Source organism: Futiania mangrovi (assembly GCF_024158125.1).
In the GTDB taxonomy this organism is placed as follows: domain Bacteria; phylum Pseudomonadota; class Alphaproteobacteria; order Futianiales; family Futianiaceae; genus Futiania; species Futiania mangrovi.
Window position 1 is genome coordinate 723,856 of record NZ_JAMZFT010000002.1, and the last position, 21,970, is coordinate 745,825.

The following is a 21,970-nucleotide window of genomic DNA, read 5'->3' on the forward strand; positions in this document are numbered from 1 at the left end:
CCTGTGTGTCCGCTAACCGCGCAGGAGAGTTTCGAGGCTTGTGCGAGCGTTCGAGACAGCGCTGTTCGCCAGTTCCAGCCCGGTGACCGCATTGTTGTAGGTGTTGATGCGATCCATGAAGGTGACATAGCGGCTGAAGTTCGACTGCGCCCTGTCCAGAAGCGCTTGGCCTGTCACCTCGGCGTTCGGAGCCGACCGGGCGTCGGTCGCTGCTCTTATTTCCCTGTTCGGGTCGAGTTGTCCAAGCTCCGCCGTCATGCGGTCGCTGCTCCCCGGTCCTTGACTGAGGTGGAGTGAGGCGGGGTCGAAATCGCGCGCATCCCTCATGACCCGCTGGTTGCCGACCATGAAGTCGATCCCGCCGCGCGCCGCGCGGTCGATCGCAGAGTTGCCACCGGTGGACGCCTGCGGTCCCTGTGTCAGCATGTGCTCCAGATAGTCCACGCGCGTCATGCCGCCTGCGCCCGTGCCGATCCCCGCAACCGCATCCACCATCACGAAGCCTCCTCAAGACGTGTCCGTCCGATATGGGTATCCCGGACTTCCTTGTACAGTGCCAAATTAGCACAAAGCCATTGTCGCGTCTTGGTTAATCAGCGTTTTTCAGGAAAATCCTTCATTTTCGGACAGGGGTGCTACTGGGCTGACCACGCCCCGCGGCGGTTGACCTGAACGCCCTCCTCCCGCCGCCGGATCAGGTCGGCGAGGACCAGTTCGACGAGTGCGAGATAGCGTGGCGGACCGGACGCCAGGATCAGCGTGTCGTCGCGCGAGATGCGGATGGGAAAACGCACGTCCCAGATGCCGAGCACCGACAGCTCGCGCGCCAGCCGGTCGGGTGCGACGCCGCGCAGCTGCATCATGCGGGTCAGCACCTCGTCGGCGTGATAGACGTGCAGCGTGGCCCCGTCGTAGTACCAGACAAGCTCGAATTCCCGCGTGAGTTCATCGAGAAAGCCGCGCACGGTGGTGCGGTAGGGCCGCGGCGCGAGGCGGCCCTGCACCTTCTCCGACAGGCGCAGCAGGAGCCCCGTGTTGACGCTGAAATCCGACAGCGCGTCGCGCACCGAACGTTCCACCGCGACATAGCTGTAGGGCGCGTCCGCGTCGGGCAAGGGGGCGGCGGTCAACGGCCCCGTCGCCGCGAGGAGCGCGGCGAGTGCCAGGGCAAGGTGGCGCAGCCGTGCCGTCACCGCCCTGCTCCCGCGTCAACGGTGCTGGAGGTGTGTCTCATAAAGACACATGACATCAGCCGTGCCGACTCCGGCAAGCCGTCTGACAGGGTGCAGGCCGACCCGGGAGCGCCGGACGGGCGGTCTCGACAGGGGGGCAACATCACGCAACAACCTCTTGCAGCACATCCCGCGACACCTGCCGCAAGAAGCGCGCCATCCCGAAGGCGAGCCTTCGGATTTGATCCGCCTCAAGGACACCGGGCCAGAGTGCGCCGCACCTTCATGGCGAAAAGGCGGCCCGGCAACGGGTCCGCTTTAGGTTCAAGGGAGGACGACCCCGTGCGGAAGATCGTGACCTGGGTGCTGGTATCGGATGGCGGGCGTGCCCGCGTCTTCGAGAACGATGGCCCCGACCGCGGGCTGACGGAACTGACCGATCTCGCCCGCGAGGCGGATCTTGCGCCGTCGCGCGACATCATGGCGGACCGGCAGGGGCGGACATTCGATTCCGCCGGTCCGGGCCGTCACGCGATGGAGCGGCCTACGGATCCGCGGGAACTGGAAGAGGAGCGCTTCCTCGATGAAACCCTGGCGATGGTGGCGGGCCACGCGCGCAAGGGGCGTTTCGACCGGCTGATCATCGCCGCGCCGCCGCGTGCGCTCGGCCACATGCGCAAGGAGTTGCCGCGCGAACTGAGCGAGCGGCTGCATGCCGACCTTCCCAAGGACCTGACGAAGGCGGGCCTGGTCGAGATCCAGAAGCAGGTCGGCACCGTGATGGCGGTCTGAGACCCGCGGCGGCGCTCAGGCCCCCTTTCCCGTGACGCCCGACAGGAGGTCGCGGGCATCGTCCTCGCGCGCCAGCGCCTGGCGCCGGCGCAGGGCGGTTTGCGCACGTGCGATCTCGTCGCACGCCGTCTGCCGCCCGATCGCGTCGACCAGTGAGGCGTTCAGCGCCTCGGCCTCCGCGTGAAGCGTGGCGCGCGCGCGGCCCATCTCGGCAAGGCGGGTGCGCAGGTCGTGCCGGTGCCGGGTGGCCTGGGATGCCAGCGGTCCGAACTGCGGCGTTTCCGCCAGCCGCCGCATCCTGTCCCGCACCTCCGCCTCTGCCCGGTCGAGGTCGGCGAGCGCGGCCCTCAGCGAGGCCAGCCGCTGGGCGAGGTCGCGGGCGCGCGTGTCCTCGATCTGCGACAGCAGGACATGGGCGGGCGGGGTCATCGGGTACCTCCACGCTTGCGCGCCTTCGCACGCATCTCGTCGGCGAAATGGACGGCGGCGGCGACGGCCCGATACTGGTCGGGCGGGATTTCGTCGCCGATGTCGAGTGCGGCGTGCAGCGCGCGCGCAAGCGGCGGATCGGGCAGCACGGGCACGCCGGCCTCCTCCGCCAGCGCGCGGATGCGCAGCGCGATGGCGTCCTGGCCCTTGGCGACGCACACCGGCGCGGTGCCGGGCGTGCGGTCCCATTTGAGCGCCACGGCGAAGTGGACCGGGTTGACGACGACGACGGTCGCCTTCGGCACCTCGGCCATCATCCGGTTCATGGCGATGGCGGTCGCGCGCTCGCGGCGCTGCTGCTTCATGTGCGGATCGCCTTCCGCCTCCTTCATCTCGCGCTTCAGTTCCTCGTGCGACATGCGCAGCTTCTTCGCGTGCGAATGGCGCTGCCAGAGATAGTCGGCAGCGGCGATGGCCACGGACACGCCCGCGAGCGCAAGCAGGAAGCGCACGGTCAGCTCCCCGATGGTCAGGCCGATCGCGCCCGCGCCGAGCAGCGGCAGAGTTGCGATGCGCGGCACCTCCGCCCCGATCACCAGCCAGAGGATCGCGCCCACGCACGCCATCTTCACGGCCGTGCGCAGGAAGTCCGCGATCCCGTTCGGCCCGTACTTCTGCTTGGCCTGCGCGATGGGCGAGATGCGCGACATCTTCGGCATGAGTTTCTTGGGCGCCACGGTGACCGCGCGCTGCGCGACCAGCGAGGCGATCACCCCGCCGGCGGGCAAAATCACCAGCGGGGACAGCGCCAGCGCCAGCGCGCCCATCGCCTGCGCCGCCATCATGCCCAGCGCCTGCGGCGCGGCGCCCGCGAAGGCATCCCCGCGGGCGAGCGGCGTCATCAGGATCTCGCCCGCGCGGGTGACCATCAGGGGGCCGAACAGCAAGAGCGCGAGAAGCAGCCCGAGATAGACCGCGAAGCCGTTCACCTCCTTCGACTGGGCGATGTCGCCCTCGCGCCGCGCCTTGTCGATCTTCTGCGGCGTTGCCTCGTGGATCTTTTCCTGTTCGTCGTTCTTTTCGGACACGTCGCGCTCCTCAACCGGGCAGGAAGCCGGGCGCGGCGTCGAGCCAGGCGCGCAGCCCGACGGGCAGCGCCACCAGCAGCAGCGCGAGCCCGCCGAGCGCAAGCGCCGGTGCGCCCACGAACACGACCATCAATTGCGGCATGGCGCGGTTCATGGCGCCGAGCGCGAGATTGTAGAGGAAGCCCGCGACCAGCAGCGGTGCGGCGATCCGCAAGCCGAGTGTGAGCGCCTGCGCACCTGCCTCGACCACCGCCCAGGCGCTGTCGCCCGCGGGGGCGAGCGTGCCTGCCGGCAAGTAGCGGTAGCTGTCCGCAAGCGCCGCGATCGCCGCGATGTGCAGGCCGCTGACATAGAAGGCGGTCAGGCCCGCCAGCGTGACCAGGCTGCCGACCGGCGCCTCGCCGCCTTCGGCCACGCCGCCGAAGATGTGCGCGATGCCGATGCTCTGCGCGATGGCCGCGCCCGCGATCTGCAGGGCGAACAGCATGGCGCGCACCAGCGTGCCGAGCATCAGTCCCGCGATGGCCTCGGGCACGACCAGGGAAACGAGATCCGTGCCGCTGGCCGGCGGTTCGACGGGGCCGGCCGAGGGCATCACGGCGAGCGTCAGCAGCAGCGCCAGGCCCAGCGCGATCCGCATCGGCACGCGACCCCCGCCGAAACCTGGCATCAGCGCCATCATGGCGCCGATCCGGACGAAGGCGGCCAGAGCGGGCCAGAGCAGGTCGAGGTCGAGGCTCATGCGGCGGGCACCGTCCCGACCAGCACGGGCTTGATGCGCCGGCCGATCTCGTCGAACGCGAGCACGGGCGTCGACAGGCCCTTGGCGTCGAGCAGGGTGCGCACCAGTCTGCGGCGGTGCGCGTGCGTGACGATGGCGGGTTGCGCACCGGGGTGCGACAGCTCGCCCAGCTTGCGCCCGACCGAGGCAGCGAGCCGGTTGATCGCGTCGGGCGGCAGGGCCACGTCGCCGGGCCGCCCGTCCTTCTGCAGCGTCTCGTGCGCGGCGAAGATGTCCTCCCACGCGGGGTCGAGCTGCAGAAGCTCGATCCGGCCTTCGGGCGTGGCCAGCTTCGCGGTGATCTGGGTCGAGAGGCGGCGGCGCACATGCTCGGCCAGCGCGTCGATCTCGCGGGTGTGGGGCAGGGCCTCGGCCACCGCCTCGATGATGAGGCCGAGGTTGCGCACCGAGACCCGCTCCTCCAGCAGCAGGCGGAGGACGGCCTGCAGCACGTCGCGGCTGACGGGTTCCGGCACGAACTCGTCGAACAGCTTCTTGTGCGCGTCGGCGCGGGCCGCGTCGGTCAGGTCGAAGAAGGCTTCCACGATCCGGTTCAGCCCGGCGCGGGTGACGAGGTCGCCCATGCAGCCCTTGACGGTCTCCAGCAGGTGCGTCGCCAGCACCTCGTTCGGCGCGGCCACCGGCAGGCCGAGCGCCATGGCCTCGGCCCTGTCTTCCTCCGCGATCCAGCGGGCGGGCGCGCCATAGACCGGCTCGGCCGCATCCTCGCCGTGGATCGCGAGCGGCTCGTCGCCGCGCTTGATCAGCAGCACCCGGTCGGTGCGCACGACCCCCTGCGCCACCGGCACGCCCTGCACCAGGATGCGGTAGTGGCCCGGCGCGAGCGCGGGAGAATCCGTCAGCCGCACCTCCGGCATGACGAAGCCGAACTCGAGCGCCAGGTGGCGGCGGATGTTGCCGATCCGCTGGAAGAGACCCGTCGCCTCGTCCATCGCGACGGGTACGAGGTCGGGTGCGAACTCCATGTGCAGGTCGTCGACCTCCATCCGGTCGCCCAGCGTGGCCTCGGGTGCCTTGGGTGCCGGTTCGGTTGACTGCGGCTGGGCCAGGTTGTGCTGGCGCTTCGCGGAAACCCAGGCGAGACCGCCAAGCAGCGCCGCGCCCGCCATGAACGGCACGAAGGGCATGCCGGGAACGAGTGCGAACATGGCCAGAAGCCCGGCCACCGTGCCCAGCGCGGCCGGGTGCGCGCGCATCTGCGCGACGATGGCCTTGTCGGTCGCGCCCGTCACGCCGCCCTTGGCCAGCAGCAGGCCTGCGCCGACCGAGACGATGACCGCCGGGATCTGCGAGACGAGACCGTCGCCGACGGTGAGGATCGCATAGGTCTCCAGCGCCTTCGAAAAGCTCAGCCCATGCATCGCGATGCCCATCGCCATGCCCATGACGAGGTTCAGCAGCGTGATGAGCAGGCCCGCGATGGCATCGCCCTTGACGAACTTCGACGCGCCGTCGAGCGAGCCGAAGAAGGTCGTCTCCTCCTGCTCCAGCTTGCGGCGCTCGCGCGCTTCTTCGTGCGTGATCGCGCCCGAGGCGACGTCGGCGTCGATGGCAAGCTGCCGGCCCGGCATGCCGTCCAGCGCGAAGCGCGCGCCCACCTCCGCCATGCGGCCCGCGCCCTTGGTGATGACGATGAAGTTCACGATCAGCAGCACGCCGAAGACGACGAGCCCCAGGAACAGGCTGCCGCCCATGACGAACATGGCGAAGCCCTCGATCACCTGGCCCGCGGCATGGGTGCCCTTGTGCCCCTCGCCGATGATCAGCTTCGTGGAGGAGACGTTGAGCGACAGCCGCAGCATCAGCGAGCCGAGCAGGATCGTCGGGAAGGACGAGAAGTCGAGCGGCCGTTCGATGAACAGCGTGATCGTGAAGATCAGGATGGCGAGCGCGAAGGAGATGGCGAGGCCCATGTCCAGCACGAACGCCGGCATGGGCAGGATCATCATGGTGATGACCGTCATCAGCGCCAGCGCGACCATCACGGTCGGATTGGCGAGCGCGCGCGCCGGGTCAATGCGGAAGCCGGCCTTTCCGGCGGCGGGGGCGGCGGGCGTCGTCATCGGCTGTCTCCGTGGGCGGGACGGGCGGGTCCGAACAGGGGGCCGCGCGCCGCGGTCAGCAGGCTCTTGCCCCCTGTGCCGCCGAACAGCGCCGCCAGCGACACCCCGCCCAGCGGGATGCCGTTGCCGTTGGGTGCGCGGGCGAAGCTGCGGGCGTCCGCCGCCGGCAAGGTCTCCAGCAGCGCCGCGGCCGCGGTTTGCAGCGTGGCGAGGCGCGCGCGGTAGCGGTCGGCCAGTTCGGGCGTGCGCGAGTGATAGTGGCCCGAGGCGCGCGCCAGCCCCGTTTCGTCCGCGAGGCTCTTCAGGAAGCGCGCGGCATAGGCGGCGTTGGCGGCGGGGTCGAACGCCTCCTCCAGGGAGGCGAAGGCGTCTGCGTGCCAGACGAGGTTGATCTGGAAGCAGCCCACGTCGATCGAGCGCACGCCTGCTGCCTGCTTCGCGCGCACGAAGGCCAGCGCCTCCTCGCGCGTGTCGAACCAGCGGCCCTCGCCCGCGGCATTGACCGTCCAGGGCCACGGCACCGGGCCGTTGGGGCCCCGGCGCCCGGTCTCGGCCAGCGCCAGCGTGACGAGCGTCTGCGCGGGCAGGCCCGTTGCCTGCGCGGCGGCACGGGCCGCCCCGATGCACGCTTGCGCCGGGGCGGGCGCGGCGTGGGCGGCGCTACCGGCGAGGACGGCAGAGACAAGGAACAGGAGGCTAGATGCCAAGGATCGCATTGATGACCGGACCGCGAAAGAAAGCCACGAGAACCCGCGCGCCGCCGTCGACCGTCGCCCAGATGACGGCAAAGACGGCGAGCAGCTTGGGCACGAAGGTCAGCGTCATCTCCTGGATGGAGGTGAGCGCCTGGATGAGGCCGATGCCGACGCCCACGACCAGCGCCGTCAGCATCGCCGGCCAGCCGAGCTGCAGCATCAGGCCGATGGCCGCGCGCAGCGCGTCGATGATCTCCATTTCCGTCATGGAGCGGGCGCCTCAGATCGGCATGCGGAGGATGTCCTGGTAGGCCTCCACCACCTTGTCGCGGACGGCGGCAGCGGTCTCGAGCGTGAGTTCCGCCTGCGTCAGCGCGGCGACGACCGAATGCGGGTCGGCGCGCCCCGCGAGGCCGTCGATGGCGGCGCGCTCGGCCTGGGAGAGGGTGGAGACGGCGGCATTGGCGGTATCGGCCAGCGTCGCGGCGAAGTCCGGAGCCTTCTGGCCCGTCTCCGCCGCGGCGCCGGGCGCTGCGCCGGTGTCCTGCGGACGGATGCCTTTCGCTTGTCCGGTGGCGTAGGCGCCGAGCGCCTGAAGCGTCTTGAAGTCCATGGCCCAGGGTTCTCCCTTCAGCGGCGCAGCAATTCGATGACGGACTGGTACATCTTGCGGGTCTGGTCGAAGGCACCCAGGGACGCCTCGTAGGTGCGCGAGGCTTCCCGGATGTCGGTCATCTCGACCAGCGTCTCGACGTTCGACAGCGTGACATAGCCGTCCGGCCCGGCTGCCGGGTGCGAGGGGTCGAAGACCCGCTTCAGGTCAGCGTCGTCGCGGCTGATCCGGTCGACCTTGACCGTGCTTGCGCCGCCTGCGCGGTCCATCTCCTCGGCGAAGCTGACCTGCTTGCGCTGGTAGCCGGGTGTCGCGGCGTTCGCCACGTTCTCGGTCGCAATCCGCAGGCGCGTGGCCTGGGCCCGCATGCCCGAGGCGGCCGCGCGCATCGCGTCGCCGAAGGGTCCTTTGCCGAACATGGGGATCTCGCTCATCTCGGGTTCTCCCGGGATTTCAGGGGTCAGCGCTTGCCGATCGCGGTGCGGACAAGGCCGATGGCGGTGCCATAGACGCCGAGCGCCATGGCGTGGCGCTGCTGCGCCTCGGCCCCGCGGACGAGCTGGTCCTCCAGGTCGACCGTGTTGCCGTTCAGGCTCTCCGGGCCGGGCGTATCGACGGTGCGGGCAGCGAGCAGGCTGTCGGCGCTGGCCCCTGCGTGAGCGGCGCGCGTCGCCTTGGCTGCGAAGCCGTCCTCGGACGTGCCGTGAACCTTGAAGGCCTCCAGGTCGCGGGCGCGGTAGCCGGGCGTGTCGGCGTTCGCCACGTTCTGGGCGATCAGCGTCTGGCGGCTGGCTGCGTGGCGCGCCGCGCCGGTGGCTATCTTCAGCAGGGAGAGGCTGCCATACATGCTGGTGTAACCTTCTGATTACAACTTTAGGGTGTTATAGAAGGGGATGGTAAACGAGGGGTTTACGAGCATGGGCGAGGTTGGCGTGCCTGCAGCGTTCGGCGATGGGGAGCGCGCCCCCTGGCGCGTCTATGGGACGGTCGCTTCCATCGGCGGCGGCCTCGTCTGCGTGCGCGGGCTGGGCGCGCTCGCGCGCATGGGCGACCGGGTGCGCATCGCGGTTCCGGGCGGCACCGTCCAGGGCGAGGTTGTGGCGCTCGACGGTGCGGAGGTGCGCGTGCTGGCCGAGGCCCGCGTCGGCGGGATTGCCGCGGGCGCGCGGGCGGAGCTGCTGCGCCGGTCGGGCCTCGCGCCGACGCGCGAATGGCTCGGACGCATCGTCGACCCGGACCTGAAGGACGAACGCGGTGTCCCCCTGCCCATGGGACCGGACCTGCGCGCGCTCGATGCACCGCCCCCTGACGCGGCGACCCGGCGGCGCATCGGCCCGCGCCTGCCGACGGGATATGCCGTGCTCGACACGCTGCTGCCGCTCTGCCGTGGCCAGCGGATCGGCGTCTTCGCCGGTCCCGGCGTCGGCAAGTCGAGCCTGATGGCGGGGCTCGCCCGCGGGGTCGCGGCCGACGTGGTTGTCGCCGCCCTGATCGGCGAGCGCGGCAAGGAGGTGCGCGAGTTCGCCGAGGACGCGCTCGATCCCGAAACCCGCGCCCGCAGCATCATCGTGTCGGCGACGTCCGACCGGTCGGCGCTGGCGCGCCGCAGGTCTGCCTCCATCGCGCTCAGCGTGGCCGAGGCGTTCCGTGACCGGGGCGCGCATGTGCTCCTGCTGTTCGATTCGCTGACCCGCTTCGCAGAGGCGCACCGCGAGATCGCGCTCGCCGCGGGCGAACCGCCGAGCCTGCGGGCGCATCCGCCCTCCATGGCGGCGGAACTCGCCCGCCTGACGGAGCGGGCGGGACCGGGGCCGGCAGGCAGCACGGGCGACATCACGGCGGTCTTTACGGTGCTCGCCCAGGGCGGCGACATGGACGAGCCGGTGGCCGATACAGCGCGCGGCCTTCTCGACGGTCATGTCGTGCTGTCGCGCGAGATCGCGGAGCGCGGGCGCTTCCCTGCCATCGACGTGCGCCGGTCGGTGTCGCGGTCGCTGCCGGGATGTGCGAGCGCGGAGGAAAACGCGCTGATCCTCGATGCCCGCCGCGCCATCGCGGCGCACGAGGATGTGGCGCCTCTGGTCCGCCTCGGCGCTTACCGGGCGGGCAACGACCCCGCGTCGGACCGCGCGGTGCGTCTGGCGCCCGCGCTCGATGTGTTCGTGGGGCAGGGATCGGCAGGAATCGCGGAGAGCTTCGGCGCGCTGAAGGAGATCCTGGATCCGCCGGGCGCGGGCCTATCAGGCGCGGGCGAGAAGCAGCGAGGCCGCTGACGCGCCACCGGCACCGCCGCCGCCGAGCAGGCTGAGCGCGCGGGCCGCGGGCGTGGAGAGACCCGCGGGGCCGCTCGCCGCCTCCCGTGCGAGGAAACGGCGCAGGACCGTCTCGATGTTCGCCTCCCCGTCGTCGCCGCCGAAGGCCCGGGCCGAGGACTCGCCGAAGAGTTGCGTGGCCTTGTCCTGCAGGATCTCGACCTGCCGGTCGATGTCGATCTGCGCGAACGCCGCGGGCAGGCCGAAGGCGGCCTCGACCACACGGCGCAGCGGCTGCTGGCCGAGGATCTGCAGCCAGCCGTCCGCATCCTCGGTCAGCGCGGCCACGATCTCCGGCACCTCACGCCGGAAGTTGAGGGCGAGACGCATGGCGTTGTCCTGCTCGCCGATCGCCACCTCGAACTGCATCTCCCGGTAGCGGGCGACGATTTCGGCGGCGAACCTCGGGTCCGTCACTGGCGCCCCGCCCGCGTTGCCATAGCCGAAGGCCTTGGCGAGCTTGCGGAACCGGCCGTCGGCGATGCGGTTGGCGAAGGCCTCCCGGTTGTCGGTGCCCTGTTCGAGGATGCGCTGCAGGAACGCCTTCTTGCCCCGTTCGCCCTCGAGCCCGAAGGCCCCCAGCGCCACCTTGGCGAGAAGCGGGTCGGACAGAAGCTTCTCCGGCGTGTCGGCGCTGGCGATGTTTTCCAGGAAGTGCTGCACCTCCCGGGCCATCATCGGGCTCTTCTCGAAGGCGATGCGCTGCTTCTCCGCCGTCCTGTCGAGGAACTTCAGGCCGGTATAGCCGCCCATCGGCAGGATCGGGGAGAAGCCCGCCATCAGGCGTCGACCTTCTCCGGCCGGGCCTTGCCGCGGGCGAGGACCAGCGCCTCGTAGGGCAGGAGCTTCCGCAGAAGCTGCATGCAGCGGTAGAAATTGTGCGCGCGCGCCTCGGCCAGCGCGGTCTCCAGCGTCTCGCGGATGGTGTCCTCGCGGAATACCTGCAGAAGCTGGGCGATGCCGCGGGTGAGATCGCCCAGCGCGGCATCCGCCGTCGCCTCGCCCGCGACCGCGAGCTGGGCCACGTAGCACACGCGCTTGACGGGCGTGTTCACGTCCGACGGGTGGATCGCGTCGCGCAGGCGCAGGATGTGCGCGCCTTGCGTCTTGACGGTCATCTCCGCCGCGCGGTCGCCGTTCTGCAGGACAACGCCGTTGATCAGCACCTGCTCGCCGGCGCGGAGCTTCAGTTTGAGGCCGCTCATGCCGGCATCTCCACGGGTTGGGCGCCCTTCAGTCCCTTCATGATCGCGGTGTTGACCTCGATCAGCACGTCCGCGTCGGCCTCGCCGGCAAGGACGCGGTTCGACTGGTGGCGGGTGAATTCGCTGAGATAGATGAGCTGCGCCTTGAGCGGCGCAGGGTAGGGGTTGGACGCTTGCACCACGTCGGCGGCGATGGCGTCCCACAGCATGCGGTTGTCATGCAGCGCGTGGACCATGTCGGCGAAGCCCGGCATGCCCTTGCGGCGGGCGGCCTCGATCCGGGCGGTGACGCGCGAGAAGACCTGGTACTCGATACCTTTTGGCGTTTCGGTGCTGCGGCTGGCGGCTGCGTACGCGGCCTGTGCCTGCAATGCGGCGTTCATTCTGACCTCGCGTTCGGTTCTCGGGCAGCCGCCTCTTCAGCGAGCGCGGCCGGCGCCTTCGGGCGCGGGAAAGCGGGGAAGTGGAAGGCGGCGGCCCGGAAAACCGGACCGCCGCCTCCTGGCCTCAGCGGAACAGCGCGAGGATGTTCTGCGGTGCCTGGTTGGCGATCGACAGCGCCTGGATGCCCAGCTGCTGCTGGACCTGCAGGGCCTGGAGGCGGGCCGAGGCCTCCTCCATGTCCGCGTCCACCAGGGAGCCGATGCCGGACTTCAGCGAGTCCATCAGCTTGCCGACGAAGTCGCTCTGGATGTCCAGGCGCTTCTGGCTGGCACCGAACGCCGCGGAGGCGTCGATGGCCGTCTGGATCAGGCTCTCGATGTCGGTGAGGGCCTGGGTCGCACCGGCATCCGACGTCACGTCGATGGAGGAGAGCGCTTCCAGCCCACCCCCGGCCGTGCCGCCGGACTCGTCCGAACCGGCGAGCGCGACGGCCGCGCCGCTGTCGTTGGCCACCGTCAGCACCACGTCGTCCGTGGTCGGATCGGCAGCCCGCGCCAGGGTGACCGTGACGCCGTCGATGCCGGCGTCGTTGATCTTCGCCGTGAGCGCCGCACCCACCTCGTTCAGCGTGTCGCCGTCGCGGGCGACGTACTGGTAGTCGACGCCGCCGACCGACACCTGGAAGCTGTCGCCTTCGACGATCTCGCCACCGGTGAAGGTCACAGTCTCGCTCGCGCCGTCAGCGATGCTGGCGGCCGACGCCGTCGTGACGCTCAGCGCACCCGACGAGCCGTAGACCATCTCCGTCGTCTCCAGGTTCTGGCGGGCGACATTGATGTTCGAGGCCGACACCGTGCCGTCGGCCGCGCGGTCGAGCGAGGCCAGAACGTCGATCGAGCCGCCGTCCTTCAGCAGGTTGGTGCCGTTGAACTGCGCGGCGTTGACGACCGAGGTGATCTGGTCGCGCAGCACCTCGATGTCCGTCTGCAGCTTGGAGCGGTCGACGGAGCTGCTCTGGGCCGAGACGATCTTTTCCTTCATCTCGTTGAGCAGCGAGGTGATCGTCTCCGCACCGTTGCGGGCGACGGCCACGGTCGAGTTGCCGAGCGAAAGCTGCTCGGAAATCGCACGGAAGCCCGTCACGTCGCTGTCCATCGTCGTGGAGATGGCCCAGATCGCGGAATTGTCCCGCGCGCTGCCCACCTTCTTGCCGGTGGAGATCTGGTCGGAGACCTTGCTGAGGTTGGCGTTGATGTTCTTCATCGTCTGAAGAGCCACCATCGCGCCGTTGTTCGTGAGAATGCTCGACATGGATTTCGCGTCCTTTTCAGTCGGTGACGGCACGTTCGATGCCGCTGTCGTTTGAGCGGTCGCCCCGGGCGTTCAGCCGAACGCGGAACGGGGCGGGCTGGTGCGGCGTACCTTCTGGACGCTTGCGGAGGAGACCTCCGTTCGTGGAGGCCGTTTCAGGCGGGCCGCTGGACCCGTCCCCCGCAACTGCACGCATAGAGTGCAGACCGAGCGCTAATTTTCAGTGAACACCAACCGGAGATTGTGGCGCCTTGTGCCGGCCGCTCAGGCGCGCCGGGTGGCGCGGTTCGAGGACACCTGAGAGACGCTGCTGCCGTCCGGCCCGTATGCGCCGAGGCTGGCGACGCTGTTCAGCGCGGCGTCCACCTGCGCGCGGGCGCGGGCCAGGCCGGTGCGGGCAGCGTCGAGCGCGGCTGAATTGCGCGCGATGGCGCGTTCGAGCTGTGCCTGCAGGCGGGCCATGAGGTCGGGATCGGGCGTCTCCGTCTGCGACACCGCATGGGCGGCTGCGTCGAGCGCCGTGGCCAGTTCCTGCTTCCGGCGGCTGCTTTCGGCGAGCCCGTCGAGACGCCCGTCGGTCACCGCGGCGGTTTCGGCGTCGAGTGCGTGAATCAGCGCCTCGATCCGCGCGATCAGGGTGGAGGACGCACTCATTCGCCGCCCTCCCGCGCCATGAGTGCGCGCGCGATCTGTTCGGACAGCCCGATGCCGCCGCGTTGCACCAGCCGTTCGGCATAGGCTTCGGTCAGGAAGCTGTCCATCTCGGTCGGGCGGCCTGCGTCTGCGCCGCCCTGGCCCGGCGTGAGCTTGGCATGCCGCAGCATCTCGGCGAGGAACTGCACTTCCATCCGTTCCGCCACCTCGCGGATCTGGACGCGGCGCGGATTGGGCTGCGGCACGGGTGTGCCTTGAAGCGGTGCGGTCACGGTCATCGGGTTCTCCCGGTCTGCCAGACGATCTGCCCATGGTCAGGCAAGTTCGGGGCCAAGTGTCTGCGATACACGTTAAAGGCGCATTACCGATCCATTTACCTAATGCGTGTATCGATGGGGGCCGAGAACGAGACCTTTCCGGGAGAAGCCCGTGACGAGCCTGCCCTCGCTTGGCGCCTTGCCGCCGTCCCAGAACCACAAGGAGCGGCCCCGTGCCGAGCCTGCCGCCGTCCCCGGACGCGGCAGCGACTTCGGACGGGAATTCACCCGCGCGCGCGAACACGACACGCAGAACGAACCCCGGGAGGCGGCGAAGGCGCAGGCGGTTGAGCAGGCATCCGGCGCTTCGCGGGAGGGCCGCGGTGCCGCCGGGGAGGCGTGCGTCTGCGCTGCCGGTTCCGGCGAGGTGCAGGACCATGGCCTTCAGGCTACGGACCCGGCGCCCGCAAATGCATTGCCCGCCGAGGGCGCGGCCCCGGCGGCCGCAGCCGTGCCGGTGCCCATGCCCGACGCGGCGACGGATGCCGCCGTGGAGACCGTGACCCTCGATACGGAGCCGGCCGCTGACGCCGATCCCGCGACGGAGCAGGCGGCATCCGCAGTCACGGCGCAGGCGGCAGACACGGATCTCGCTGACGAGCCCTTGCGCGACCCCGATGCCGGTGCGGCGGAGGGCGCGGAAAACGCCGCCGGTGCGGCATCCGCAGACATGCCACCAGCGTCGGCGCTGCACCCCCTGGCCGCTGCTTCTGCGGCGCTGGTGCCCGCCACCGATGCAGCCGGCCTGCCTGCCGACGCGGAGATGGCAAACCTCGCCGAAAGCGCGGTCCGGACCGGCACGGCCGCCACGGCGCCGGCGACCGCCCCGGATGCCGCGGCGCCGGGAGAGGTGCGCGCCGTCGAGGCCGGTGTGAAGACGCCCGCCGCCGCCGCGGGGCCCGCCCAGGCGATGGGCGATGCAGGCCCCGTCGCGCCCGCCGGTGGCGATGCAAGCGCCACGATAGCCGCGACCGGTCCGTCTTCCAGCCATGCGGCCCCGCCGCCCGCTGCACCCGTGCCTGCCGCGATGCCGGCAAGCGCGCCCATGCTGCAGCCGATCGCCGCCGCGGCGGTATCGCTTGGCGCGCAGGGCCGCGTGACGGTCGAGATGGACCCGCCCGAGCTTGGTCATGTCGAGGTGCGCATGGAGCTTGGCACCGAACGGCCGCGCATCGTCGTGCTGGCCGAGCGGCCCGAGACGCTCGACCTGCTGCGCCGCCATTCTGCGGATCTCGAAAAGCTCATGTCCGAAGCGGGGATCGACCTCGGCAATGCCGACCTCAGCTTCGGCCAGCGCGGCCGTGACGAGGGGGCGGATGCGCTGCTCGCCGCGCGAGGGGGCGAGGCGGATGTGACCGCGCCCGACACGCGCGGCATCGTCCCGCTTCTCGCCGGCATGGCCAGCGGCCTGTGGTCCGGCACCGGCGCGGACGGCCGCGTCGACCTGAGGCTCTGATCTTCACCGGCATTCCGGCCCGAACGCTCCAGAAGGAGACCCCATCGATGGCCTTCGGCACCAGCATCGACCCGGCCGCCACCGCCAGGCCCGCGGCCACGAGCAAGACCGGCGTGGCCGCCAAGGCGTCCGCCACGCCCGAGATGGCGAAGGCGGAGGAGGAGGCGAAGGCCGCCGACGCGACCTCGCGCGCGGCCAGGGCCGCCGCCGACTTCGAGAGCTTTCTCAAGCTGCTGACAACGCAATTGCGCAACCAGGACCCGCTGCAGCCGCTCGAATCGACGGAATTCGTGGCACAGCTTGCGAGCTTCGCCGCCGTCGAGCAGCAGATCGGCACGAACACGCGCCTCGACCAGCTCGTCCAGTCGCTGTCGGGCAACGCGCTCGACCGCGCAGCCAGCTATCTCGACCGTTCCGTCGAGGTTGCGGGCGGCAAGGTCGCGTTCGACGGCGAGACGCCGGTCGCGGTGACCTACGACCCGGGCGCGACCGCGGTCGCGGCGGCGGCGGAGGTGCGCGACGCCAAGGGCGCGACAGTCGCGACCTTCGCGGTGCCCGCGACCGCCGGCACCCAGACAGCCGAGTGGGACGGTCTCATCGGCGGGCAGCCTGCCGAGCCCGGCATCTACGAGATCGTGGTGCGCGCGGCCCGGCCCGAGGGCGAGGTGGAGACGGTCGCGACCCGCACCGTCTCGCGCGTTTCGTCGGTGTCGCTGGAGGGCGGGGAGCCGCGCCTGCGCCTCGACACGGGTGCGGAAGTCGCGCTGGGCGATATCCTCTCGCTCTCCTGATCCCTGGCGGCTTGCCGCGGGACGAGAAAAAAGGGGCCCGGAGAGGCCCCTTTCCGGTTTCCTGAATTCGGGTGCGGCGTTCAGAAGTCCTGGCGCATCAGGTCTGCAACCAGAACCCGGCGAACATCGCCCCCCAGAAGCGTCTGCGCGTCCTGTGTCAAGCCTTCGCGCATCTGGCCCAGCGCGCCGTTGCGGGCCAGATCCCCGTCGAATGCGCCTTCGGCGGCGAGCCCGTGCAGTCGGCTGAGAAAGGCGTCGCGCAGCTTCGGCTCCATGGCGAACACCCGCTCGCTGCTGCCGGGCGTGACCTCCAGGTGGATCTCCGCGATCACGTGTCCGCGGACATAGCCGCCGCGGGCAAGCGGCACGATGAACTGACGGCTGAGCTTGACGAACTCGCCTGCGGGTTCCGCCGGGGCGGCGGCGGGCAGAGCGGGCGCCGCGGCGGCGGGCAGGGCGTGGCTGTCCGGGGCGGCTGCGTGGTCGCCCGCCGGGGAAGCCGGCGGCGGACGCAGCATCTGCCCCGCCACCGCGCCGCCAAGCGCGCCCGCAACACTCAGACCGGCAATCAACAGGATGCTCTTCATGCGTGCGTCAGCCCTCAGAACGGCAGGATCATGTCGAGCACCTGCTGGCCGTAGCGCGGCTGCTGCAGGTCGTCGATCTGGCCGCGCCCGCCATAGGCGATCCGCGCCTCCGCGATGCGGTCGTAGGTGATCGTGTTCTTCCGGGAGATGTCGGAAGGCCGCACGATCCCGGCGATCTGCAGGTCGCGCAACTCGTAGTTCACGCGCACCTCCTGGCTGCCCTGGATGATGAGGTTTCCGTTCGGCAGCACGTCGGTGACGGTTGCGGCGATGCGCAGGGTGATCTCCTCGTTGCGGGTGACGGCGCCGTCGCCGGAGGACGCGCTGTCGGCGCCGAGGTCGACGGCGGGCGTGAGGCCTGCGCCGCCCGGCAGCACCTTGGGCGCCAGCGTCTCGATGCCGAGCAGGTTCGGGACGCTGACCGATTCCGACCCCGAGCGCGCGCGCGTCGTCCGGTTGCGGATCTTCGCCTCGTCGTCGATCTCGATCACGACGGTCAGCATGTCGCCGACGCGCCGCGCGCGATGATCGGAGAAGAGCGAGTCCGAGGTGGCCGTCCGCCACAGCGAGCCCGCGGTCGGCTGGGACCGTGCGATGGCGCGTTCGGGATAGACCGCCTGGGCCTGCTGCTGCGGCAGGACGGCAGGCTGCGGCGCAGGGACCGCGATGCGCGGCGCACCCGGCGGCGTCATGGAGGGCGGCTTGCCGAGGTGGTCGAACCGGTCCGCGCAGGCCGACAGCGTCAGCATGCCGAGGGTCAGGAGAAGGGCGCGCTTCATGGGGTCACCTCGAGGCTGGAAGGGCCGACGACGCGCGCCGTGACGGTCGCGCGCGAGGACAGGTTCATGACGCGGACGAGATCGCCCGCGCCGCCGGAATCGAGGGCGCGGCCCTCGGTCCGGATCTGCAGGGCGCCGGCGATGTAGCGCACCTCGACGATGGCGTTGCGCTCGACCAGCGTCGGCGGGCCGAGGTCTGCGGGATGCACCGGCTGGCCGGCGTAGATGGTGCGTTTCACCTCCAGCCCGACGAGCCGGTCGACCAGCGCGTCCGGGCCGGCGACGTCGGCGGGGGTCAGCACCTCGCCTGCGGCAAGCACGCGGGTGGCGACGGGGCCGGCGGGTGCCGCCTGTGTGGCGGCGGCGTGCGCCGGCAGCGCCGTCAGCGGCAGCATGGCGAGGCCTGCAAGCAGGGTCATGGACGGAAGAAGGGTACGGATCGTCATGGGTCTCACCGGATCTGGCTCGCCGATGCCATCATCTGGTCGGCGGCGGAAATGACCTTGGAGTTGAGCTCGTAGCCGCGCTGCGCCTCGATCAGGTCGGTGATCTGGGCGACCGCGTCGACCGAGGACTGCTCCAGGTAGCCCTGGCGCAGGCGGCCGCGCCCGTCGATGCCCGGATCGCCCACGATCGCATCGCCCGAGGCTTCGGTCGGGGTGAAGAGATTGGCGCCGATGGCTTCCAGCCCCTTCTCGTTGGTGAACTGGGCGAGGGTGATGCGGCCGATCAGCTGTGCGTCGGCGATGCCCGTGAAATAGGCGTGCACCTCGCCGTCGGCATTGATCGAGACGGAGCGTGCGTCCTGCGGGATCGTCACCTGCGGCACCAGCGGGTAGCCTTCCGAGGTCACGATCAGCCCCTCGGCGGTCTGCTTGAAGGAGCCGTCGCGGGTGAAGGCGCTGTCGCCGGAAGGCAGCTCGATCTCGAACCAGCCGCGCCCCTCGATCGCCATGTCGAGGTCGCCGCCGGTCTGGCGCAGCGCCCCTTGCGCGATGTCCATGGAGACGGCCGCGGCCCGCACGCCGAGACCGATCTGTACGCCCGCGGGGGCGACCGTTCCGGTCGCGCCGGTGGGCGCGCCGGTCTGGCGGACCTGCTGGTAGTGCAGGTCGGCGAACTCCGCCCGCCGCGTCGAATAGGCGGTGGTGTTCATGTTCGCCATGTTGTTGGAGATGACCTCGACCCGCTTTTGCTGGGCGGCCATTCCGGTGGCTGCGATCTGCAGGGCGCGCATGGGGTTCTCCTCCTTTTACGCCGTGATGGTGTCTTGGCTCAGGTCCGGGTCAGGCGGTCGATGGCGCCCTTCTCCCGGTCGTGTTCGGACTGCATCAGCTTCGAGATGCGCTCGTATCCGCGCTGGATCTCGATCAGCCGGGTGATCTCGGAGATGGCATCGACGTTCGACCCTTCGATCATGCCTTGCGCGACGCGCGCCTCGGCTGCGGCCTCGACCGCACCGAGCGGACGAAAGAGGCCGTCCGCCTCGCGCGCGAGGCCGCCCGCGGCCATGGCGAGGCCGAGCTGACCGACGGCACGGCCGCCGATGGAGATGGTGCCGTCGCCCGCGATGGAGGGCACGCCGCCCGGCGGCAGCGCAATGGGCGCGCCGCCCGCGTCGAGGACGTCGTGCCCGGTCACGGTCTTAAGGATGCCCTCCGGGCTGAGCGCGAGCCGGCCGTCGCGGGTCAACCGCTCGCCTTCGGGCGTCATCACGCGCAGGAAGCCCTCGCCCTCGATGGCGACGTCCAGGGGGGCGCCCGTGCCCTTCAGCGCGCCCTGGTTCATGTCGGTGTAGCTCGACGGCGCATCCGCGTAGGAAAGCCCCTGGCCCGGGGTCGCCAGCCGTTCGAACGTCTCGCCGAAGGCCAGCCGCTCGCGCCGGAAGCCCGCGGTCGACATGTTGGCAATGTTGTTCGCCGTCACGTCGAGCGCGCGCGACAGGGCCCGCTGGATGCTGAGGCCGACATTGATCGCATCGGTCATGGCCGTTGCACCTCCCGTATGGCGGATTCGGTCGCCCGCGCTCGTGCCAGCGCCGTGCGGACGAGGCCGGGAAGGCCATCGCCCGTCACCGCTTCGGCGGCGGTCTGCGTTCGCATGTCGATCAGGCTGCCGATCTGCGCGGCATCGGCGCCGGCGGTGGAGGATGCTTCCTCCGCCGTCAGCACGGGCGCATCGCCCGCGATGCGGGCGCGCCGCGCGTCGAGGCCGGCGGCAATGGCGGGTTGGGCGAGCCCGGCGAAAAGCCAGGCTGCGTGGGTCAGCGTGTCGGCAATGCCGGGCGTTGCGTCCGGCAAGGCCGCGAGATGGGTGTAGAGCAGCACCGCGCGCTCCGCGGCCGGCAGGCTCTCGCCTGCCGCGATGGCGTCCAGCGCCGCAAGCCGCAGCGCGTCTGTCCCGGCGCCGGCGGGCGCGCGCGACAGGAGATCGAGCGCCGCGACCGGTGTGCCCGCGTCGATCAGGCGGCGTGCACGCAATTCGGCGGCCTCGCGCCCTTCCGGGCGGTGCCGCATCAGGTGGACCACGCGGTCGAGCGCGTCCTGCAGACGCACCTCCGCGGGGTCGCCGGCCGGGGTCAGGCGTGCAGCGGCAAGCGCAGCGGGAACGGCGGCAGGATGTTGCGACTCCGCCAGGCCGAGAAGGTCGTCGCGGGCCGTGCCGGTCTGTCCTGCGGCGGCGTCCAGGCGGGCGCGGGCAAGCCGCATCCACCCGCTGCCCGCGGGCAGGCCGTCCAGAAGCACGGCGGCAAGGGTCTGGCCCAGCGCCGTGTCGCCCGCGTCGAGAGCGGCGACGACGACCTGTGGACCGAGTTCGGCACGCAGCACGGGAGACAGGCGCGCAGCTGCGTCGCCTGCGCGCATCGCCGCGGCGGCGCTGGAGGCGGCTTCGCCCGCCCCGGCATGGGCCGCCGCCTGCATCAGCGCGTGGAGTCCGGTGCATCCGCTGGCTCGGACGAGAGCGCTTGCGGCGGCGGGCCTGTGGTCGAGGATCGCGCCCAGGTCGCGGTAGAGCGCGGCCTCGGCCGGTTGCGCCTCCGGGAAGGCGCGCAGCAGGAACAGCGCCTCCGCCCCCAGACCCCAGGCCAGCGCGGCGCGGACATGGGCGTCCACGGCGGCAGGGTCGATCCGGTCGAACTCCCCCGCGAGCGGGGGCAGGGTGCCACCCGGCGCGGTCAGCGCGGCGGCGATCGCCGCGTCCTCGCGGCAGGCGGGCCGGTCGGGCCGAGCCTCGGGTGCGGGGTCGGGGTCCGCGCCGGGCATGGCCGCGGCTGCCGCGCTCTCGTCGATTGCCGAAGGATGGGGGCCCGAAGGATCCGTGAAGGGGGTGCGCGCGGGCGCGGTATCGTTCGCGCTCTCGCCGGTGTCTGCGGCGGGCAGGGCGGGGAAGGCGACGATCCCCGCGGCGGCGGCACCCTTCAGCCGCTCGATCAGCGCCTGGCGGGCGATATCGGCGGCTGAGGACTCCGCCGGCTTGGGCGCAGGCTTCGGCACGGTGGCAGGTGCACCGCCCGCACCGTCCGCCGCATACGCCGGCCCGGCAGCCAGTGCCGCCGCCAGTGCTGCCGCCGCGGCGAGGGCTCTGGGCGCCCGGTACGTCATGCGGCGGCCCCGGCGTTCATCGGTTTGCCCTTGAGCGCGGCTTCCAGCTCGTTGAAGGTCGGGCGCAGCTTGCGCGGAATGTTGCGGCGGCCGACCTCGACGCAGGACTGCGGCGCATGCTTGTGCAGATGCGCGACCAGCACGTCGCTGATCAGCGTGTAGAAGCGGTGGTCCTCCTCGTTGATGCCCTTGATGCGCGCGGCCAGCGGACCCACGAAGCCATAGGCGAGGAAGACACCGAGGAAGGTGCCGACCAGCGCGCCGCCGATCATCTGGCCCAGCACCTCCGGCGGCTGGTCGATCGAGGACATGGTCTTGATGACGCCCAGCACGGCGGCGACGATGCCCAGCGCCGGCAGCGCGTCGGCCATGTTCTGCAGGGCATGCGCGCTGTGCTGCGCCTCGACGAGGCGCTTGTCCAGCTCGCCCGACAGGCTGTCGTCGACCTGGTGCGGGTCGTCGTAGTTCATGGTCGCGGCGCGCAGCGTGTCGGTGATCAGGTCGACCGCCATCTCGTCGGCCAGGATGCGCGGATATCTCTTGAAGAGGTCGGAGTCCTGCGGCTGCTCGATATGCGCCTCCAGCGCCATCGGGTCCGTCCGGGCCACCTTCAGGAGCGACAGAAGCAGGCACAGCACGTCCACATAGTCGGAGTGCTTCCAGTGCGCGCCCTTGAACGCCTTCACGATGTCGTGGAGCGTGTGCTTGATCGTGCCGAAGTCGTTGGACACGACGAACGCGCCGGTGGCCGCGCCGCCGATCATCATCATCTCGAAGGGGAGCGAATGCAGGATGATCGCCATCTTGCCGCCGGCGAGCGTGTAGCCGCCGAACACCATTCCGAGGATCAGACCGATACCGATCAGGCCGCCCATGGGTGCCTACGCCTCCGTCAGGAAGTTGCCGTCGTGCGCGCGG

General features: G+C 70.8%; 28 protein-coding genes. 4 read left to right on the forward strand and 24 right to left on the reverse strand.

All coding sequences use genetic code 11. The features are described 5' to 3' along the window. Positions 1 to 12: 12 nt before the first annotated feature. A complete protein-coding gene (locus NJQ99_RS10345; RefSeq protein ID WP_269332752.1) occupies positions 13 to 495 on the reverse strand; it encodes a hypothetical protein in 483 nt (160 codons plus the stop codon). 140 nt (positions 496 to 635) lie between these two features. Next, positions 636 to 1,193 carry a hypothetical protein gene (locus NJQ99_RS10350; protein ID WP_269332753.1) on the reverse strand — a complete coding sequence of 186 codons (558 nt, stop codon included), beginning with the start codon at positions 1,191 to 1,193 and terminating at the stop codon, positions 636 to 638. Between the two features lie 321 nt (positions 1,194 to 1,514). On the opposite strand from NJQ99_RS10350, the gene NJQ99_RS10355 reads away from it, so the two are divergent. Further along, on the forward strand, positions 1,515 to 1,964 hold the full coding sequence (locus NJQ99_RS10355; protein WP_269332754.1) for a host attachment family protein: 450 nt from the start codon (positions 1,515 to 1,517) through the stop codon (positions 1,962 to 1,964). A 15-nt stretch (positions 1,965 to 1,979) separates the two neighbouring features. Here NJQ99_RS10355 and NJQ99_RS10360 read toward each other — a convergent pair whose 3' ends face one another. Genes NJQ99_RS10360 through NJQ99_RS10400 form a run of 9 tightly spaced genes read right to left on the reverse strand, consistent with a single transcriptional unit; the run spans position 1,980 to position 8,501 of the window. Beyond that, positions 1,980 to 2,393, reverse strand: coding sequence for a hypothetical protein (locus NJQ99_RS10360; RefSeq protein ID WP_269332755.1), 414 nt, complete (start codon positions 2,391 to 2,393; stop codon positions 1,980 to 1,982). Further along, a complete protein-coding gene (locus NJQ99_RS10365; RefSeq protein WP_269332756.1) occupies positions 2,390 to 3,481 on the reverse strand; it encodes an EscU/YscU/HrcU family type III secretion system export apparatus switch protein in 1,092 nt (363 codons plus the stop codon). The genes NJQ99_RS10360 and NJQ99_RS10365 overlap by 4 nt, the downstream gene beginning before the upstream one ends. Positions 3,482 to 3,491: 10 nt before the next feature. Next, a complete protein-coding gene (locus NJQ99_RS10370) occupies positions 3,492 to 4,223 on the reverse strand; it encodes a flagellar biosynthetic protein FliR (protein ID WP_269332757.1) in 732 nt (243 codons plus the stop codon). Beyond that, positions 4,220 to 6,346, reverse strand: coding sequence for a flagellar biosynthesis protein FlhA (locus NJQ99_RS10375; RefSeq protein ID WP_331283312.1), 2,127 nt, complete (start codon positions 6,344 to 6,346; stop codon positions 4,220 to 4,222). The genes NJQ99_RS10370 and NJQ99_RS10375 overlap by 4 nt, the downstream gene beginning before the upstream one ends. Further along, positions 6,343 to 7,053: a lysozyme family protein gene (locus NJQ99_RS10380; protein ID WP_269332758.1), complete on the reverse strand. Its 711-nt coding sequence runs from the start codon at positions 7,051 to 7,053 to the stop codon at positions 6,343 to 6,345. Before NJQ99_RS10380 ends, NJQ99_RS10375 begins: the two co-directional genes overlap by 4 nt. Continuing rightward, positions 7,043 to 7,309: a flagellar biosynthetic protein FliQ gene (locus NJQ99_RS10385; RefSeq protein ID WP_331283313.1), complete on the reverse strand. Its 267-nt coding sequence runs from the start codon at positions 7,307 to 7,309 to the stop codon at positions 7,043 to 7,045. The genes NJQ99_RS10380 and NJQ99_RS10385 overlap by 11 nt, the downstream gene beginning before the upstream one ends. A gap of 12 nt (positions 7,310 to 7,321) precedes the next feature. Then, entirely contained in the window at positions 7,322 to 7,654 is a 333-nt protein-coding gene (locus tag NJQ99_RS10390) for a flagellar hook-basal body complex protein FliE (RefSeq protein WP_269332759.1), read from the reverse strand. A 17-nt stretch (positions 7,655 to 7,671) separates the two neighbouring features. Continuing rightward, positions 7,672 to 8,088 (reverse strand): flagellar basal body rod protein FlgC, encoded by a 417-nt coding sequence (gene flgC / locus NJQ99_RS10395; protein ID WP_269332760.1) that lies wholly within the window; start codon positions 8,086 to 8,088, stop codon positions 7,672 to 7,674. A gap of 26 nt (positions 8,089 to 8,114) precedes the next feature. Continuing rightward, positions 8,115 to 8,501: a FlgB family protein gene (locus NJQ99_RS10400; RefSeq protein ID WP_269332761.1), complete on the reverse strand. Its 387-nt coding sequence runs from the start codon at positions 8,499 to 8,501 to the stop codon at positions 8,115 to 8,117. Positions 8,502 to 8,571: 70 nt separating this feature from the next. Here NJQ99_RS10400 and NJQ99_RS10405 point away from each other — a divergent pair, with 70 nt between their 5' ends. Next, complete coding sequence (locus NJQ99_RS10405; protein WP_269332762.1) at positions 8,572 to 9,927, forward strand: FliI/YscN family ATPase; 1,356 nt, start codon at positions 8,572 to 8,574, stop codon at positions 9,925 to 9,927. On the opposite strand, the gene NJQ99_RS10410 is transcribed toward NJQ99_RS10405, so the two are convergent. The 6 genes from NJQ99_RS10410 to NJQ99_RS10435 form a co-directional block, all read right to left on the reverse strand. Next, entirely contained in the window at positions 9,895 to 10,746 is an 852-nt protein-coding gene (locus NJQ99_RS10410) for a DUF1217 domain-containing protein (RefSeq protein WP_269332763.1), read from the reverse strand. The two genes, NJQ99_RS10405 and NJQ99_RS10410, sit on opposite strands and share 33 nt — an antisense overlap. Continuing rightward, complete coding sequence (locus NJQ99_RS10415) at positions 10,746 to 11,171, reverse strand: flagellar biosynthesis repressor FlbT (protein ID WP_269332764.1); 426 nt, start codon at positions 11,169 to 11,171, stop codon at positions 10,746 to 10,748. The genes NJQ99_RS10410 and NJQ99_RS10415 overlap by 1 nt, the downstream gene beginning before the upstream one ends. Then, complete coding sequence (flaF, locus tag NJQ99_RS10420; protein WP_269332765.1) at positions 11,168 to 11,554, reverse strand: flagellar biosynthesis regulator FlaF; 387 nt, start codon at positions 11,552 to 11,554, stop codon at positions 11,168 to 11,170. The genes NJQ99_RS10415 and flaF overlap by 4 nt, the downstream gene beginning before the upstream one ends. A 124-nt stretch (positions 11,555 to 11,678) precedes the next feature. Further along, positions 11,679 to 12,866 (reverse strand): flagellin, encoded by a 1,188-nt coding sequence (locus NJQ99_RS10425; protein ID WP_269332766.1) that lies wholly within the window; start codon positions 12,864 to 12,866, stop codon positions 11,679 to 11,681. A 264-nt stretch (positions 12,867 to 13,130) separates the two neighbouring features. Further along, on the reverse strand, positions 13,131 to 13,520 hold the full coding sequence (locus tag NJQ99_RS10430) for a hypothetical protein (protein ID WP_269332767.1): 390 nt from the start codon (positions 13,518 to 13,520) through the stop codon (positions 13,131 to 13,133). Further along, positions 13,517 to 13,798: a flagellar biosynthesis protein FlgJ gene (locus NJQ99_RS10435; protein ID WP_269332768.1), complete on the reverse strand. Its 282-nt coding sequence runs from the start codon at positions 13,796 to 13,798 to the stop codon at positions 13,517 to 13,519. Before NJQ99_RS10435 ends, NJQ99_RS10430 begins: the two co-directional genes overlap by 4 nt. A 151-nt stretch (positions 13,799 to 13,949) precedes the next feature. Here NJQ99_RS10435 and fliK point away from each other — a divergent pair, with 151 nt between their 5' ends. Further along, a complete protein-coding gene (gene fliK, locus NJQ99_RS10440; protein WP_269332769.1) occupies positions 13,950 to 15,293 on the forward strand; it encodes a flagellar hook-length control protein FliK in 1,344 nt (447 codons plus the stop codon). Between the two features lie 47 nt (positions 15,294 to 15,340). Further along, complete coding sequence (locus NJQ99_RS10445) at positions 15,341 to 16,084, forward strand: flagellar hook assembly protein FlgD (RefSeq protein ID WP_269332770.1); 744 nt, start codon at positions 15,341 to 15,343, stop codon at positions 16,082 to 16,084. Between the two features lie 80 nt (positions 16,085 to 16,164). On the opposite strand, the gene NJQ99_RS10450 is transcribed toward NJQ99_RS10445, so the two are convergent. From NJQ99_RS10450 to motA, 7 genes are read right to left on the reverse strand one after another with little or no spacing between them, the layout of a single operon-like run. Continuing rightward, entirely contained in the window at positions 16,165 to 16,671 is a 507-nt protein-coding gene (locus tag NJQ99_RS10450; RefSeq protein WP_269332771.1) for a flagellar basal body-associated FliL family protein, read from the reverse strand. A 14-nt stretch (positions 16,672 to 16,685) separates the two neighbouring features. Further along, the gene (flgH, locus tag NJQ99_RS10455) at positions 16,686 to 17,450 is read right to left on the reverse strand and encodes a flagellar basal body L-ring protein FlgH (RefSeq protein WP_269332772.1); all 765 of its coding nucleotides are present in this window, start codon (positions 17,448 to 17,450) and stop codon (positions 16,686 to 16,688) included. Next, on the reverse strand, positions 17,447 to 17,896 hold the full coding sequence (gene flgA, locus NJQ99_RS10460) for a flagellar basal body P-ring formation chaperone FlgA (RefSeq protein ID WP_269332773.1): 450 nt from the start codon (positions 17,894 to 17,896) through the stop codon (positions 17,447 to 17,449). The genes flgH and flgA overlap by 4 nt, the downstream gene beginning before the upstream one ends. A gap of 5 nt (positions 17,897 to 17,901) precedes the next feature. Beyond that, on the reverse strand, positions 17,902 to 18,687 hold the full coding sequence (gene flgG / locus NJQ99_RS10465) for a flagellar basal-body rod protein FlgG (protein ID WP_269332774.1): 786 nt from the start codon (positions 18,685 to 18,687) through the stop codon (positions 17,902 to 17,904). A 38-nt stretch (positions 18,688 to 18,725) separates the two neighbouring features. Then, complete coding sequence (gene flgF, locus NJQ99_RS10470; RefSeq protein WP_269332775.1) at positions 18,726 to 19,436, reverse strand: flagellar basal-body rod protein FlgF; 711 nt, start codon at positions 19,434 to 19,436, stop codon at positions 18,726 to 18,728. Further along, on the reverse strand, positions 19,433 to 21,052 hold the full coding sequence (locus tag NJQ99_RS10475; protein WP_269332776.1) for a hypothetical protein: 1,620 nt from the start codon (positions 21,050 to 21,052) through the stop codon (positions 19,433 to 19,435). Before NJQ99_RS10475 ends, flgF begins: the two co-directional genes overlap by 4 nt. Continuing rightward, on the reverse strand, positions 21,049 to 21,927 hold the full coding sequence (gene motA, locus NJQ99_RS10480) for a flagellar motor stator protein MotA (protein WP_269332777.1): 879 nt from the start codon (positions 21,925 to 21,927) through the stop codon (positions 21,049 to 21,051). Before motA ends, NJQ99_RS10475 begins: the two co-directional genes overlap by 4 nt. Positions 21,928 to 21,970: the final 43 nt, after the last annotated feature.

What these genes read in the sequence shown, in the direction of transcription:
- NJQ99_RS10345 (WP_269332752.1), bottom strand. Translation starts at nt 495, where the DNA reads ATGGTGGATGCGGTTGCGGGGATCGGCACGGGCGCAGGCGGCATGACG.
- NJQ99_RS10360 (WP_269332755.1), bottom strand. Translation starts at nt 2,393, where the DNA reads ATGACCCCGCCCGCCCATGTCCTGCTGTCGCAGATCGAGGACACGCGC.
- NJQ99_RS10370 (WP_269332757.1), bottom strand. Translation starts at nt 4,223, where the DNA reads ATGAGCCTCGACCTCGACCTGCTCTGGCCCGCTCTGGCCGCCTTCGTC.
- NJQ99_RS10375 (WP_331283312.1), bottom strand. Translation starts at nt 6,346, where the DNA reads ATGACGACGCCCGCCGCCCCCGCCGCCGGAAAGGCCGGCTTCCGCATT.
- NJQ99_RS10385 (WP_331283313.1), bottom strand. Translation starts at nt 7,309, where the DNA reads ATGACGGAAATGGAGATCATCGACGCGCTGCGCGCGGCCATCGGCCTG.
- NJQ99_RS10390 (WP_269332759.1), bottom strand. Translation starts at nt 7,654, where the DNA reads ATGGACTTCAAGACGCTTCAGGCGCTCGGCGCCTACGCCACCGGACAA.
- flgC (WP_269332760.1), bottom strand. Translation starts at nt 8,088, where the DNA reads ATGAGCGAGATCCCCATGTTCGGCAAAGGACCCTTCGGCGACGCGATG.
- NJQ99_RS10400 (WP_269332761.1), bottom strand. Translation starts at nt 8,501, where the DNA reads ATGTATGGCAGCCTCTCCCTGCTGAAGATAGCCACCGGCGCGGCGCGC.
- NJQ99_RS10405 (WP_269332762.1), top strand. Translation starts at nt 8,572, where the DNA reads ATGGGCGAGGTTGGCGTGCCTGCAGCGTTCGGCGATGGGGAGCGCGCC.
- NJQ99_RS10410 (WP_269332763.1), bottom strand. Translation starts at nt 10,746, where the DNA reads ATGGCGGGCTTCTCCCCGATCCTGCCGATGGGCGGCTATACCGGCCTG.
- NJQ99_RS10415 (WP_269332764.1), bottom strand. Translation starts at nt 11,171, where the DNA reads ATGAGCGGCCTCAAACTGAAGCTCCGCGCCGGCGAGCAGGTGCTGATC.
- flaF (WP_269332765.1), bottom strand. Translation starts at nt 11,554, where the DNA reads ATGAACGCCGCATTGCAGGCACAGGCCGCGTACGCAGCCGCCAGCCGC.
- NJQ99_RS10425 (WP_269332766.1), bottom strand. Translation starts at nt 12,866, where the DNA reads ATGTCGAGCATTCTCACGAACAACGGCGCGATGGTGGCTCTTCAGACG.
- NJQ99_RS10430 (WP_269332767.1), bottom strand. Translation starts at nt 13,520, where the DNA reads ATGAGTGCGTCCTCCACCCTGATCGCGCGGATCGAGGCGCTGATTCAC.
- NJQ99_RS10435 (WP_269332768.1), bottom strand. Translation starts at nt 13,798, where the DNA reads ATGACCGTGACCGCACCGCTTCAAGGCACACCCGTGCCGCAGCCCAAT.
- NJQ99_RS10445 (WP_269332770.1), top strand. Translation starts at nt 15,341, where the DNA reads ATGGCCTTCGGCACCAGCATCGACCCGGCCGCCACCGCCAGGCCCGCG.
- NJQ99_RS10450 (WP_269332771.1), bottom strand. Translation starts at nt 16,671, where the DNA reads ATGAAGAGCATCCTGTTGATTGCCGGTCTGAGTGTTGCGGGCGCGCTT.
- flgH (WP_269332772.1), bottom strand. Translation starts at nt 17,450, where the DNA reads ATGAAGCGCGCCCTTCTCCTGACCCTCGGCATGCTGACGCTGTCGGCC.
- flgA (WP_269332773.1), bottom strand. Translation starts at nt 17,896, where the DNA reads ATGACGATCCGTACCCTTCTTCCGTCCATGACCCTGCTTGCAGGCCTC.
- flgG (WP_269332774.1), bottom strand. Translation starts at nt 18,687, where the DNA reads ATGCGCGCCCTGCAGATCGCAGCCACCGGAATGGCCGCCCAGCAAAAG.
- flgF (WP_269332775.1), bottom strand. Translation starts at nt 19,436, where the DNA reads ATGACCGATGCGATCAATGTCGGCCTCAGCATCCAGCGGGCCCTGTCG.
- NJQ99_RS10475 (WP_269332776.1), bottom strand. Translation starts at nt 21,052, where the DNA reads ATGACGTACCGGGCGCCCAGAGCCCTCGCCGCGGCGGCAGCACTGGCG.
- motA (WP_269332777.1), bottom strand. Translation starts at nt 21,927, where the DNA reads ATGGGCGGCCTGATCGGTATCGGTCTGATCCTCGGAATGGTGTTCGGC.